We start from the raw sequence: 13,377 nt of genomic DNA, 5'->3' as shown, positions 1-13,377 counted from the left end.
TCAGGAGTGGGTCGGACGTGGGAGTGCTGTTCGGGTCGAGCCCGCCGCGGGTGTGAGCGCCGAGCGCGTCGGCGCGCCCGTGCCCTCGGGTGGTGCCTCGCCCGCCAGCGGCGCGGAGCAGAAACCGCAGCGGTCGCCGATGAGTTCGAGGCCGCACCAGTGGCACTGTTCGCGGCGGACCGAGGAGACGAGTTGGTAGAGGACCGAGATGTCGGGGATCGCTGCCGCGAATTCGACGATCTTGCCGGGGCTGCCCGGCTTGCCCGTCGCCCACCAGCGGGGTGACTCGGCCGGCAGCCGCGTCCGCGTCACGCCCTGTACCCGCCAGGCGGGTGCGAGGACGCCGGTGAGCCAGTCGGGGGTGTGCTGGCCGACGGCGTAGACCATGCGGGTCCCGAAGGCGGGGCCCGTCGGTGTCTCCGAGCCCGTCAGGCGCAGGAGTTGGGGTTGCGGTGAGGCGACCACCGCGAACTGGGCGTTCGGCGACCAGGACTTCGCGTGTGCCTTCAGGGAGACCGGGACCCGGTCCAGCTTCGCCACCGAGCCGACGACCGCGCCCGCGTAGACGTAGTGCGCGAGCAGGCGGGCCGACGACGCGAGCACGCCCGGGCTGAAGTCGCAGATCGACAACTGGCGCAATTGCAGCGCCAGTACGGCGAGCCCGAGGGGCGGGAGCGCGGGGCGCAGGATCGCGATCCGGTCGGTTTCCAGCACGGAACGGATCGAATGCAGCCGGTGCACGGTCGCGTCCGGCGCCGATTCCGGGCAGAGCACGATCACGTAGCCGTGCTGTTCGATCAGCGTGTGGACGTCGGTCAGGGCGCGGTCGAGCGGATACTTCTGCTGCGGTTCGCCCACGGGCAGCACGGTGGCGGTCGGTGTGTGCCGGTCCGGCGAGGCGAGGACCAGGTCGGGGTCGGTCACGGCTATGGCGGTCGGCACGCGTGAACCCCCCGGTCGTCGCTCTGCGTCCCTCCAGCAGCACCTCGCGGTGCCGCTGCCTGAGCACCATATCCACGCAGCCGCCCCGCAACACCCCACTTCGCACTGTTCACGGGGCGATGGGGGCGAGTCGGGGGCGGGTTGGCGAAGAAGTGCCGGTGACAACCCTTGACAAGTTCAATGGTCTGGACCAGTTTGTACGGCCAGCAGCTGCTTCCTCAACTCCCCCCACATCTCCCCCACTTCGGTGTCGGGAGACCTCCCCCCACCTGGAGGAAGAAATGGCGCATTCCTGTCGCAGACGGTCCCGGCTCGGCGTGCTTCTTGGCGCATTTACGGCGGCGGCGCTCGCCGTGGGCGGTCTCGCCACGACAAGCACGGCAAATGCGGCCAGCACGGCAGAAAGCTCCACGGCCGCCGTTCCGGCGCACGCCGTCACCGGCTACTGGCAGAACTTCAACAACGGCGCGACCGTGCAGAAACTCGCCGACGTCCCGGACGCGTACGACATCGTTGCCGTCGCCTTCGCCGACGCGACTACGACGCCCGGCGCCGTCGACTTCACGCTCGACTCGGCGGGCCTCGGCGGCTACACGGACGACGCCTTCAAGGCCGACATCAAGGCCAAGCAGGCGGCCGGGAAGTCCGTGATCATCTCGATCGGCGGCGAGAAGGGCACCATCCAGGTCAACGACGCGGCCTCCGCGACCAACTTCGCCGACTCCGTGTACGCGCTGATGCAGGAGTACGGGTTCGACGGGGTCGACATCGACCTGGAGAACGGGCTCAACTCCACATATATGTCGCAGGCGTTGAAGTCGCTCGCCGCCAAGGCCGGGAGCAGGTTCGTGCTCACGATGGCACCGCAGACCATCGACATGCAGTCGACCTCGGCCGAGTACTTCAAGACGGCGCTCGCGGTCAAGGACATCCTCACCGTCGTCAACATGCAGTACTACAACAGCGGTTCGATGCTGGGCTGCGACGGCAAGGTCTACAGCCAGGGGTCCGTGGACTTCCTGACCGCTCTCGCCTGTATCCAGCTGGAGGGCGGGCTCGACCCCTCGCAGGTCGGCATCGGCACACCGGCCTCGTCGAGCGCGGCGGGCAGCGGCTACGTGGCCCCGTCGGTCGTGAACGACGCCCTCGACTGCCTCACCAAGGGCACCAACTGCGGTTCGTTCAAGCCCTCGAAGACCTACCCGGGCCTGCGCGGCGCGATGACCTGGTCCACCAACTGGGACGCGGCCTCCGGCAACGCGTGGTCCTCGGCCGTCGGACCGCACGTCGACGGTCTGTAACCCCTGAAGAGTGCGGCGCCGCCGCTCCCCCGGCGGCGCCGCCCGTCACGCGCCCTTGCCCTCGCCCGCCGCGGCCCGTGCCGCGGCGACCTCCTTCTCCGCCCAGTCGGCCCACTCCGCCTGCATCGCCATGAACCGCTTGCCCCACTCCAGGGTCAGCCGGCCGTAGACCGCGAGCGGGTCGGCGCCCCAGTCCATGGACGCGTCGAGCTCCTCCAGGCCGGCGAGACGGCCGCGCGCCGACTCGGCCCTGCCGCGCAGGAAGTCCCGCGCCTCGCCGTCCTCCACGGTGCCGAGGAGGAAGACCCGCAGCAGCACGTCGTTGCGCCGGTATCCGTTCGGCGTCGCCTCCAGGAGCCAGTGCCGCAGCTCGGCGCGGCCGTCGTCGGTGATCTCGTACGTCTTGCGGCCCCGCGGCCCCTCCTCCGCGACCCGGGTGAGACCGGCCGCGTCGAGCTTGGTCAACTCGGTGTAAATCTGGCTCTGAGTGGCGGGCCAGACGTTCTCCAGGCTGGTACGAAAGGTCCCGAGCAGGTCGTATCCGCTGGCCGGGCCGTCCGCGAGGAGGCCGAGCAGGGCGTGTCGAAGGCTCATGGCACCACTGTACCCACGACATTCCAGTATTGACATGTCACGACGTGAGGTTCTAACTTCGACATGTCAGTTCAGGAACGTCGGATGTAGGGCCGGACGAGCCGGACGAGCCGGACGAGCCGGACCAAGACCTGGGGGACCCCATGGCTTACCTGCGCAGCTTCCTTCCGTGGATCGCCGTGAGCGTGCTGATCGGCGCCGTCGACGTCCGGTACGCGCTGCTCGTCGGGCTCGTCCTGGCCGTCGCGCTCGCGATGGGCCAGCGGCGCGCGGGCCGCGCCTGGGACGCGCTCGTCATCGAGGTGAGCGCGTCCGTGTTCTTCGCGGTCGGCACGGGCGTCGCGTTCGCCGTGCCGGACTCGGACTTCGTCGAGCACTACGCGTCGGCCGGGTCCTCGATATGGCTGGCCCTCATCGCCTGGGGATCGCTCGTCATCGGGCGGCCGTTCACGCTGGGGATCGCGAAGACCCAGGTGCCCGAGGAGTTCTGGGGCAGCCCCGTCTTCCGGAAGGTCAATGTCGCCATCACCGCGGTCTGGGCCGCGTCCTTCACCGTCAGCGGGATCGGCAGCGCGTGGCTGCGCCACTCCCAGCCGGGCAGCGACACCGCCCGCACCGTACTGACCGTGGCCTGCATCGCGCTGCCGATCCTCTTCACGGTGCGCTACCCGGACATCGCCCGGGCCCGCGCCACCGCCAAGTAGGCGGAACTAGAGCCTGCCGTTCGGATCAGGACCCTAGAAGAACTCCGACCACGGCTGGTCCCAGATCTGCTTCACGCACAGGACCACGAACAGCAGGCCCGCGATGGTCAGCATGCTGTTGCTGAGCCAGCCGTTGCGCCAACTGGCCGGCGTACGCGAGGAGTTCAGCAGCCAGACCAGGGTCAGCGCCAGGAACGGCATGAAGGCCGCGCCGAGGACTCCGTAGATGATGACCAGGCGGAACGGCTGGCCCTGGAAGAGCAGGACGATCGGCGGGAACGTCATCCACAGCAGGAAGCCGCGGAACGCCCAGCCCTTCTCGCGGTCGCCGCTCGCCACTTCCTCGCCGGTGACGACGCGGGAGAGCCGGTAGCGCTCGACGAAGTCGGCGAACATCAGGCTCACGCCGTGCCAGACGCCGATCAGTGAGGTGAAGGACGTCGCGAAGAAGCCGATGAGGAACATCTTCGCCGTCGCCGTGCCGTACTGGTCCTCAAGGATCTTGGAGAGGTCCACGAGCCCCTTGTCGCCCTCGGCGATCGCCGTGTGGGACGCGTGCAGCAGCTCCGCGCCGACGAACAGCATCGCCACGACGAAGATGCCGGTGGTGATGTACGCGACCCGGTTGTCGAGGCGCATCACCTTCATCCAGGAGGTGTTCGTCCAGCCCTTCGCGTTGACCCAATAGCCGTACGCGGCAAGGGTGATGGTGCCGCCGACGCCGCCGATCAGGCCCAGCGTGTTGAGGATCGAGTCCTTCTCGTCCGGCAGCACAGGGAGCAGGCCCGCGAAGGCGTCACTGAGGTTCGGGGTGACCCGGATCGCCAGATAGACGGTGACGACGAACATGACGCCGACGAGCACCGTCATGACCTTCTCGAAGACGCTGTACTTGTTCAGCCAGACGAAGACCAGGCCGACGACGCCGGACAGGATCGCCCACGGCTTGATCGCCCACTCGGCCGGGAACACGTCGGGGAACAGCGCCTGAAGGGGCAGCCCGCTCGACGACATCGCGGCCGCGCCGTACACGAAGCCCCAGATCACCGCGTAGATCACGAAGAAGTACGTGGTCCACTTGCCGAGGCTCGACCAGCCGTCGAAGAGGGTGCGGCCCGTCGCCAGGTGCCAGCGGCCCGCCGCCTCCGCGAGGCTGATCTTGACGAGGCAGCCGAGGACGGCGGCCCAGAGCAGGGTGTAGCCGAAGTTGCTGCCCGCGATGAGGGTGGCGACGAGGTCGCCCGCCCCGACGCCCGTCGCGGCGACGACGATGCCGGGGCCGATGTATTTCCAGCTGGACTTTCGAGGGTGCGAGTCGGAGGAGGAGGTGACGCCGGTTCCTGGGGTGCCCGTGGTGTCCGCCATGAACACCAAGGGTGCGCAAAGCTACGGGTCTGGCAAGAGGGGCGTCACCACCAACTGCCCCGCTAATCCTCGAAGTACGTGTCCAGGGCCTTGTCCAGCTGGTCCGTCCACTCGGCCAGACGGGTCTTGTCGGGGGCCTGGACGTCGTTCGGGAACCAGCGGGCGTTGGGCATGTGGACGGTCACCGTGAGGCGCTTGCGGGCGGTGCCGTACTCGACCGCGCTGATCTCGGACCAGGTGAAGTCGGCCTCCTGGTCGTCGAGCGTGAAGCGGACGCCGGTCGCGTCGACGGTGATGGAGCCGCGGCGGTCCTTGGCGTCCATGACGGGGCCGTCGGCGCGCGCGGGCTCCGCGGAGTCGTCGGCGTCGGGTGCCTCGGAGTCGTCGGCTGCCGTCTCCGTCTCCGCTTCCGCCTCTTCGGGCTCCTCGTGCGGCGCTTCGGGCTGCGTCGTCACCTCCTCCGGCGTCTGATCGGCATCCGCGGCCTCGGCCTCCGGCTGCCGTGCGGGAGCCGTCAGGCCAGGGATGTGCGCCGGGTCGAAGCCGGCACCGGTGACGGGCGTGACCTTCTCGTTCTCCATACGCTGCTCCACGGGCGGAAGTATGGCGGACATACCTGTGCCGCACCTCCCTCAGGGGTGGGTGCGGCACAGTACGCGACAGAACGCTGGAGCCCTAGACGAAGAAACTGATCGCCAGAGCCACCACGAACCCGGCGACCGACAGGACCGACTCCAGGACCGTCCACGAGCGCAGGGTGTCCCGCTCGGAGATCCCGAAGTACTTGGAGACCATCCAGAAGCCGCCGTCGTTGACGTGCGAGGCGAAGATGGAGCCCGCCGAGATGGCCATGATGACGAGGGCCGTGTACGGCTGCGAGTAGTCGCCGGCCTGGAGCAGCGGGCCCACGATGCCGGCCGTCGTGACGATGGCGACCGTCGCCGAACCCTGCGCGACGCGCAGCACCAGCGAGATCAGGTACGCCAGGACCATGATCGGCAGACCGATGCTGCTGAACGTGTCGGACAGCGCCTGCGCGATGCCGCTGGCCTGGAGGACCGCGCCGAAGACACCGCCGGCGCCGACGACGAGCAGGATGTTGGCGACCGGCTTCAGGGACGAGGTGGACACCGTCTCCAGGGACTTGCGGGACCAGCCGCGGCGCAGGCCGAGCAGGTAGTACGCGGCGAACAGCGCGATGGTGAGCGCCACGAACGGGTTGCCGAAGAACTCGATGACCGAGCGGGCCGTGGACGGGTCCATGGCGATCGAGGAGAAGGTGGCGGCGAGGATCAGCACCAGCGGGATGGCGATGATCGTGAAGACGATGCCGAGCGGAACCGGGTCCTCGCGGGGCGTGATGCCGTCCTTGCGCTGCTCCTCGGCGAGCGCGGCCTTCGCCTCGTCGGCGGCCTCGACCATGTCCTGCGGCACGGGCACGAAGATCTTCTTGCCGATCCAGGCGGCCCAGGCCCACGCGGCGAGCACGGCGGGGATGCCGCAGACGATGCCCATGAGGATGACCCAGCCGAGGTCGACGTGGAGCAGACCGGCGGCGGCGACGGGACCCGGGTGCGGGGGCAGGAACGCGTGGGTCATCGACAGGCCCGCGAGCAGCGGCAGGCAGTACAGCAGGATCGACTTGCCGCCGCGCTTGGCGGCCGCGTAGACGATCGGCGCGAGCACGAAGATGCCGACGTCGAAGAAGACCGGGATGCCGAAGATGAGGCCGGTGAGGCCCATCGCGACGGGGGCGCGCTTCTCGCCGAAGAGGGTGATCAGGCGGGACGCCAGCACTTCGGCGCCGCCCGAGACTTCGAGGATCGCGCCGAGCATGGTGCCCAGGCCGATGATGATCGCGATGTGTCCGAGGGTGCCGCCCATTCCGTCCTCGATGACGGACGTGACGTCGGACTTCTGGACGGTGCCGAAGAGTTCGGTGACGGAGAGACCGGCCCCGAGGCCGACGGCGATGGAGACCGTCAGGAGGGCCACGAAGGGCTGGAGCCTGGCCTTGATGATCAGGAAGAGCAGCAGGACGATGCCGAGGACGGCAACGGTCAGCAGGCCGGCCGTGCCGGGTATCAGGAGGAGCAGACCGCCGGTGTGCGACGGCTGTTCCGCGGCGGCGGCCGCGAGGGGGGCGTACGGGGACATCGTTGACCTCGTAAGTGCATGGGGGGGCGCGGGGCTTTTTCAGTGTTTCCAGACAGGGGGGATCGCGGAGCGGCGCACCCACAGGGGGCGCCGCACCGTGACGACGTGCGAGTTACGAGAAGGGGAGCGTGCTCAGCTCAGGACGGCGAGCGCGTCGATCTCGATGAGCAGGCCCTTGGGCAGACCGACGTAGACGGTCGTGCGGGCGGCGGGGGCCTCCTTGAGGCCCTGGCCCTCGAAGTACTCGTTGTAGATGGCGTTCATCTCGGCGAAGTGGTCGACGTCCGTCAGGTAGACGCGCATCATCATGACGTCGTCCCAGCTCGCGCCGCCCTCTTCGAGGATCGCCTTGACGTTGGCGAACGTCTGGAGGGTCTGCTCCTTGAGGGTCGGGCCCGCGGGGGTCGGGGCCTTGCCCTCCTCGGCCGGCAGGAAGCCGACCTGGCCGGCGACCTGAAGGATGTTGCCCTTCTTGACGCCGTGCGAGAACTTCGCCGGCGGGGTCGTGTGGGTGGAGGGCGTGAGCGCGGTCTTCTCAGACATGTGAACTGGTCTTTCTTTGAGGGGTGTTACTCGGGCGGGGTCCTGCTCGGGGTTACTTCGGAGGGGTACCGGAGTAGTCCCGGCTGATGGCTTCCGCCGTGCGGCGCACCAGCGGGAGCAGTGTGAGGAGTTCCTCGGCGGTGACGACGACATTCGGCGCGGAGACCGACATGGCGGCGACGACCCGGCCGTCCGCGCCGCGGATGGGGGCGCCGACGCAGTTGATGGACTCCTCGTGGCCACCGAGGTCGGTGGCCCAGCCCTGTTCGCGCACCTTCTCCAACTCCCGCAGAAAAGCTGTGGAGTTGGGGGTGGAACGGGACGTGTACATGGGGTAGTCGAGCTTCTCCGCGACGGCGCGGCGCTCGGCTTCCGACAGGTCGGCGAGCAGCAGCTTGGCGACGGCGGCGACCGTGATGGCGACCGGCTTGCCGACGCGCGAGTACATGCGCACCGGGTAGCGGCTCTCGACCTTGTCGATGTAGAGGACCTCGTTCTCCGCATACACGGCGAGGTGGACGGTGTGCCCGACCTTCTCGTTGAGTTCGACGAGGTGGGGGTGGGCGATCTCGCGGACGTCGAGGTTCTCGACGGCTTCCTGGGCGAGGGCGAAGAGGCGGGCGCCGAGGCGGTAGCGCTGGTCGGACTGGCGGTAGACCAGGCCGTGCTCGTGGAGGGTGCGCAGCAGGCGCATCGCCGTGGACTTGTGCACGTCGAGGCGGTCGGCGACCTGGCCCAGGTCGGCGGGTCCCTCGGCGAGCAGCGGCAGGATGCTGAGCGCGCGGTCGACGGTCTGGCTCATGGCGTACGTACCTCCTCGGCGGCCCCGCTGTCGGCTGCGTCGGCTGCTGCCCAACCGGGACCGAGGTGCAGTGTCCCCCACCGCGCGGCGTCGAGGCCGACCAGGCGGTCCGCCCGGGCGCGGCTCGGGGGCGCGGCGAGGTCGCCGGGTTCGGTGAGGGCGACGGCGGCCCAGAGGTGGCCGTGCCGAAGGCGTTCGGCGACGGGCAGTTCGCGCAGCGTGGCGGAGAGGAATCCGGCGGCGAAGGCATCGCCGGCGCCGACGGCGGCGACGACGTCGACGCGCGGGGAGGGTTCCTCGTGGCGGCCGTCGGCGTCGTACGCGATCGCGCCGTCGGCGCCCCGCTTGACGACGAGCAGCGCGGGCTCGGGCAGCGCATCACGGATCGCGTCGGGTCCGCCGGTGATGCCCCAGGCGTCCTCGGCCTCGTCGTCGCCGACGAACACGATGTCGGCGCCGCGCGCGAGTTCCAGGAGTACGTCGGGGCCCTCGGCGGATCCTGACCACAGGCCGGGCCGGTAGTTGACGTCGAAGGAGACGAGGGGGCGGCCCGCGCGCGGAGCGGTCAGCTCGCGCAGCAGGTCGAGGCAGCCGGCGGAGAGCGCGGCGGTGATCCCGGACAGGTGCAGGATCCGGCCGGAGCGCAGCGCGTCCAGGTCCAGGTTGACGGTGGACATGGCGGAGGCGGCGGATCCGGCGCGGTAGTAGGCGACCTCGTGGGCGGCGGTGGCCCGGTCGCCCGCGGTGCGGAAGTAGATGCCGGTGGGCCGGTGCAGATCGCGGCGTACGGCGGAGGTGTCGACGCCGTACGCGCCGATGGCCTCCACGAGGTGGTCGCCGAACCCGTCGGCGCCGACCCGGCTGACCCACGCGGCCCGGTGCCCGGCGGCGGCGAGCACGCACGCCACGTTGGACTCGGCGCCGCCGATCCCGCGATCGAACGAGGGCACGTCGGCGAGCCGCCCCGGCACGGTGGGCCGGAACGTGACCATGGACTCGCCGAGCGCGACTACATCGTTGGCGCTGGTCGGTACTGCGGGTCCGGTGGCGGTCACGGTGGGTCGCACTCCTCGCGGCAGGGGACTTCGGGCTCCGTTGACCCGACGTTGGCTCGGATGTTAGACAGCATGAAGCGACATACGCAATGACCGTTGCAAATAGTGCAACGGGCTGCCTGGAGGAGGCGCCGTGACCGCCCAGAACGCCGACACTGCCGTCGAGCGCCGCACCGCTCGTCTTGAGGAGCTGTCGAGGGAGCGGGTGGACTTCCGCTTCAAGGGCCTGCCTCCGGAAGCCGACGGCGCGACGATCGGCGAACTCGCGGCCCGCCGCCTGAACCTCTTCACGGACGGCTTCACCACGCCCGTCCTCGCCCTCTCCGCCGAGCGCCTGGAGCACAACCTCGCGCTCATGGAGACCTACTCCGCCCGCCACGGCCTCGCCTTCGCCCCGCACGGCAAGACGTCGATGGCCCCGCAGCTCTTCCACCGGCAGCTGGAGCACGGCGCGTGGGGCATCACCCTCGCGGTACCCCACCAGGTGCGTGTGGCGCGGGAGTTCGGCATCGACCGGATCTTCCTGGCGAACGAGCTGGTCGACGCGGCAGCACTGAAGTGGCTCTCCTCCGAACTCGACGCCGACCCGTCCTTCCGCTTCATCTGCTACGTCGACTCCGTGCGCGGCGTGGAACTGATGCAGGCGGCGCTGGCGGAGGCCGGAGCGGGCCGACCGGTCGACGTGGTGGTGGAGTTGGGCGCGGGCGAGGGCGCGCGTACCGGCGCCCGCACGGAGACGGACTGCGCGGCGATCGCGGACGCGGTGTCGGCCTCGTCCGCCCTTCGCCTGGTCGGCGTCGCGGGTTACGAGGGCGAGGTGCCGGACGCCGACGGCGAGCGGGTGCGCGCCTGGCTGCGCCGACTCGTCGCGCTCGCGGCGGACTTCGACAAGGCGGGCCGCTTCACGGACCTCGGTCTCGACGAGATCGTGGTGAGCGCGGGCGGCTCGGCGTGGTTCGACGCGGTGGCGGACGTCTTCGCGGAGATCCCCGAACTGAGCCTTCCCGTCCTGAAGTTGCTCCGCTCCGGGGCGTACGTCTCGCACGACGACGGCCACTACCGGCACCTGACCCCGTTCAACCGGGTCCCGGAGGAGGGCGCGCTGGAGCCGGCGTTCCGGCTGTGGGCGCAGTTCGTCTCACGCCCCAACGACGGCCAGGCGTTCACCAACGCGGGCAAGCGGGACGCGGCGTACGACATCGACCTGCCCGAGGCGCAGGTCGTCCGGGACGCGCGGACGGGCGAGGTCCGGGAGGCTTCCGGCATCACGGTGACGGGCCTCTCCGACCAGCACGGCTGGGTGCGTACGGAGCCGGAGGCGGACGTGGAGGTGGGCGACTGGCTCGGCATGGGCCTCTCGCACCCGTGCACGTCGTTCGACAAGTGGCAGCTGATCCCCCTGGTGGAGTCCGACGGCACGGTCGTCGACTACATCCGCACGTACTTCTGAATTCCAGCCCGTCCGGCGTTTGAGGACAAACGGGGTCCGGGGCGGAGCCCCGGTTTCGGGAAGGGGCGGGGAGGGGAATTCCGCCCGCCGCAGGCGCCCACCCACCCGCACCGACCCCCCGCACCGCACCACCCGCCCCAGAGAGGCACCCCATGGACCTGGTCATCCGCGACGCCCACGTCATCGACGGCAGCGGCAGCGCCTCCTACCGAGCCGACGTAACCGTCAAGGACGGCCGCATCGCCGAGATCACCCCGGAGGGGACCGGCCCCCGCCCCACGGCCCCCCGCACCGTGGACGCCGACGGCCTCGCCCTCTCCCCCGGCTTCATCGACATGCACGCCCACAGCGACCTCGCCGTGCTCCGCGACCCGGACCACAGCGCGAAGGCCGCCCAGGGCGTCACCCTCGAAGTCCTCGGCCAGGACGGCCTCTCCTACGCCCCCGTGGACGACCGCACCCTCGCCCAGGTCCGCCAGGCCATCACCGGCTGGAACGGCGACGGAAGCGACATCGACTTCGACTGGCGCACGGTCGGCGAGTACCTGGACCGCATCGACCGCCAGGGCATCGCGGTGAACGCCGCGTACCTCATCCCGCAGGGCACGGTCCGCATGTACGCGGTCGGCTGGGACGACAGGGACGCGACCCCGGCCGAGCTCGACCACATGAAGCGGCTCGTGGCCGAGGGCATGGAGCAGGGCGCCGTAGGCATGTCGTCCGGCCTCACCTACACCCCCGGCATGTACGCCAAGGACGCCGAACTCACCGAACTGTGCCGGGTGGTGGCCTCGTACGACGGCTACTACTGCCCGCACCACCGCAGTTACGGCGCCGGCGCGCTCGACGCGTACCGCGAGATGGTCGAGCTGACCCGCACCGCCGACTGCTCGCTCCACCTCGCACACGCGACCATGAACTTCGGCGTGAACAAGGGCAAGGGCGTCGACCTCCTCGCCCTTCTCGACGAGGCGATCGCGGACGGCGCCGACATCAGCCTGGACACGTACCCGTACACCCCGGGCGCCACAACTCTCGTGGCGATGCTGCCGAGTTGGGCCAATGAGGGCGGCCCCGACGCGACCCTCGCCCGCCTCCAGGACGACGAGACCGCCGAGCGCATCCGGCACCACGTCGAGGAGATCGGCGCGGACGGCTGTCACGGCGTGCCGATCGAGTGGGACAAGATCGAGATCTCGGGCGTCTCCGACCCGGGCCTGGCCTCCTGCGTCGGCAAGACCGTCGCGCAGGCCGCCGCCGAACGCGGCGAGGCCCCGTGGGTCACGGCGCGCCGCCTGCTGATCGCCGACAAGCTCGGTTCGACGATCCTCCAGCACGTCGGACACGAGGACAACGTCCGGGCGATCATGCAGCACCCCGTGCACACCGGCGGCAGCGACGGCATCCTCCAGGGCTACAAGCCGCACCCGCGCGCGTACGGCACGTTCCCGCACTACCTGGGCCACTACGCCCGCGACCTGGGCGTCATGTCCCTGGAGGAGACGGTCGCGCACCTCACCTCGCGCCCGGCCGCCCGCCTGCGCCTGCCGGACCGCGGCCTGGTGCGCGAGGGCTACCGCGCCGACCTGGTCCTGTTCGACCCGGAGACGGTCGCGGCGGGCTCCACGTTCGAGGCGCCGCGCACGCTGCCGGTCGGCATCCCGCACGTCCTCGTCGACGGGCAGTTCGTGATCGAGGAGGGCAAGCGCACGGACGTGCTCGCGGGCCGCTCCGTGCGCCGCACCGTCAGCGGCTGACCAACGTCACTTGGGGCCCTTGTTGGCCCCCGGTGTGCCGTTGCCCCGTCCGGGGTTGTCCCCGGAGTTCCCCCGGGCGGGCGCGGTCGTGGAGGCCGCCGTCGTGGGCGCCGCGGTCGTGCTCGTCGACGCGGAGACGGTCGGATCCGCCTCCTTCTTGGGCGACTTGCTCACCTCGCGGGCGGGCGAGGAGGACGTACTCGGCTCGGACGCGGGACCGCTCGTGGCCGGCGCGGGACCGCGCGACGCGGGCGCCGAGTGCTCGGCGCGCTGCTCCTTGCTGTCGTGCCCGTCGTTCCAGGGCAGCGGGCCGCTCGACGGACTCGATCCGAAGAGCCCGGTGACGACGGCGCCGAGGAAGACGACGCAGGCGGCGCCGAGCCCGATGCCGCCGATCCGCATGAGCCGGCGCCGACGCCCTGAGCCGTCGACGAACACGGCGGCGTGGCGCGGGGCCCCGGGCGCGGTCTCCGGCACCCGCGGGAGCGGAGCGGTGTCATGTGTGTCGTCGCGCGCGGTGGCCGGTTCCTGCCAGCCGTGGGCGGCGGCCGGGTCCACGTATCCGTCGTACGCGTGGGCCGCCTGATTCGGGTCGTACACGACCTCGGGCACCACGGGTTCGGTGCCTTGATGGGGTTGCTGCCAGGACATGAGCGCGAAGTGTAGAGACTGTGACGGCCCCACGGACAGCCGACGACGATACGTTC

Annotated in this window: 13 protein-coding genes; 4 read left to right on the top strand and 9 right to left on the bottom strand. The window is 70.3% G+C overall.

What is annotated here, in order from left to right:
- Window positions 1-942 (bottom strand): hypothetical protein, encoded by a 942-nt coding sequence (locus tag ACYSUO_RS12335; RefSeq protein ID WP_461776111.1) that lies wholly within the window; start codon window positions 940-942, stop codon window positions 1-3.
- Window positions 943-1,223: 281 nt separating this feature from the next.
- On the opposite strand from ACYSUO_RS12335, the gene ACYSUO_RS12330 reads away from it, so the two are divergent.
- Complete coding sequence (locus tag ACYSUO_RS12330; RefSeq protein WP_461776110.1) at window positions 1,224-2,243, top strand: chitinase; 1,020 nt, start codon at window positions 1,224-1,226, stop codon at window positions 2,241-2,243.
- 45 nt (window positions 2,244-2,288) lie between these two features.
- Here the strand turns inward: ACYSUO_RS12330 and ACYSUO_RS12325 are convergent, their stop codons facing one another.
- Window positions 2,289-2,837 (bottom strand): PadR family transcriptional regulator, encoded by a 549-nt coding sequence (locus ACYSUO_RS12325; protein WP_461776109.1) that lies wholly within the window; start codon window positions 2,835-2,837, stop codon window positions 2,289-2,291.
- A gap of 143 nt (window positions 2,838-2,980) precedes the next feature.
- Here ACYSUO_RS12325 and ACYSUO_RS12320 point away from each other — a divergent pair, with 143 nt between their 5' ends.
- Window positions 2,981-3,541, top strand: a complete 561-nt coding sequence (locus tag ACYSUO_RS12320) for a hypothetical protein (protein ID WP_461776108.1) — start codon at window positions 2,981-2,983, stop codon at window positions 3,539-3,541.
- A gap of 33 nt (window positions 3,542-3,574) precedes the next feature.
- Here the strand turns inward: ACYSUO_RS12320 and ACYSUO_RS12315 are convergent, their stop codons facing one another.
- The 6 genes from ACYSUO_RS12315 to ACYSUO_RS12290 form a co-directional block, all read right to left on the bottom strand.
- Entirely contained in the window at window positions 3,575-4,906 is a 1,332-nt protein-coding gene (locus tag ACYSUO_RS12315; protein WP_461776107.1) for an Nramp family divalent metal transporter, read from the bottom strand.
- Window positions 4,907-4,968: 62 nt separating this feature from the next.
- A complete protein-coding gene (locus ACYSUO_RS12310; protein ID WP_461776106.1) occupies window positions 4,969-5,499 on the bottom strand; it encodes a hypothetical protein in 531 nt (176 codons plus the stop codon).
- An 82-nt stretch (window positions 5,500-5,581) separates the two neighbouring features.
- On the bottom strand, window positions 5,582-7,063 hold the full coding sequence (locus tag ACYSUO_RS12305; RefSeq protein ID WP_461776105.1) for a GntP family permease: 1,482 nt from the start codon (window positions 7,061-7,063) through the stop codon (window positions 5,582-5,584).
- A gap of 132 nt (window positions 7,064-7,195) precedes the next feature.
- Window positions 7,196-7,606, bottom strand: a complete 411-nt coding sequence (locus ACYSUO_RS12300; RefSeq protein WP_426901506.1) for a RidA family protein — start codon at window positions 7,604-7,606, stop codon at window positions 7,196-7,198.
- A 52-nt stretch (window positions 7,607-7,658) separates the two neighbouring features.
- The gene (locus ACYSUO_RS12295) at window positions 7,659-8,408 is read right to left on the bottom strand and encodes an IclR family transcriptional regulator (protein ID WP_461776104.1); all 750 of its coding nucleotides are present in this window, start codon (window positions 8,406-8,408) and stop codon (window positions 7,659-7,661) included.
- Complete coding sequence (locus ACYSUO_RS12290; protein ID WP_461776103.1) at window positions 8,405-9,463, bottom strand: sugar kinase; 1,059 nt, start codon at window positions 9,461-9,463, stop codon at window positions 8,405-8,407. Before ACYSUO_RS12290 ends, ACYSUO_RS12295 begins: the two co-directional genes overlap by 4 nt.
- A gap of 133 nt (window positions 9,464-9,596) precedes the next feature.
- Here ACYSUO_RS12290 and ACYSUO_RS12285 point away from each other — a divergent pair, with 133 nt between their 5' ends.
- A complete protein-coding gene (locus tag ACYSUO_RS12285) occupies window positions 9,597-10,913 on the top strand; it encodes an amino acid deaminase (protein WP_461776102.1) in 1,317 nt (438 codons plus the stop codon).
- 152 nt (window positions 10,914-11,065) lie between these two features.
- On the top strand, window positions 11,066-12,670 hold the full coding sequence (locus tag ACYSUO_RS12280) for an N-acyl-D-amino-acid deacylase family protein (protein WP_461776101.1): 1,605 nt from the start codon (window positions 11,066-11,068) through the stop codon (window positions 12,668-12,670).
- A gap of 6 nt (window positions 12,671-12,676) precedes the next feature.
- On the opposite strand, the gene ACYSUO_RS12275 is transcribed toward ACYSUO_RS12280, so the two are convergent.
- Window positions 12,677-13,321, bottom strand: a complete 645-nt coding sequence (locus ACYSUO_RS12275; RefSeq protein WP_461776100.1) for a hypothetical protein — start codon at window positions 13,319-13,321, stop codon at window positions 12,677-12,679.
- Between the last annotated feature and the right edge of the window lie 56 nt (window positions 13,322-13,377).

The organism is Streptomyces sp. UC4497 (assembly GCF_054871485.1).
The sequence above is the reverse complement of the archived record's forward strand: the minus strand, read 5'-3'. Positions and strand labels throughout refer to the sequence as shown.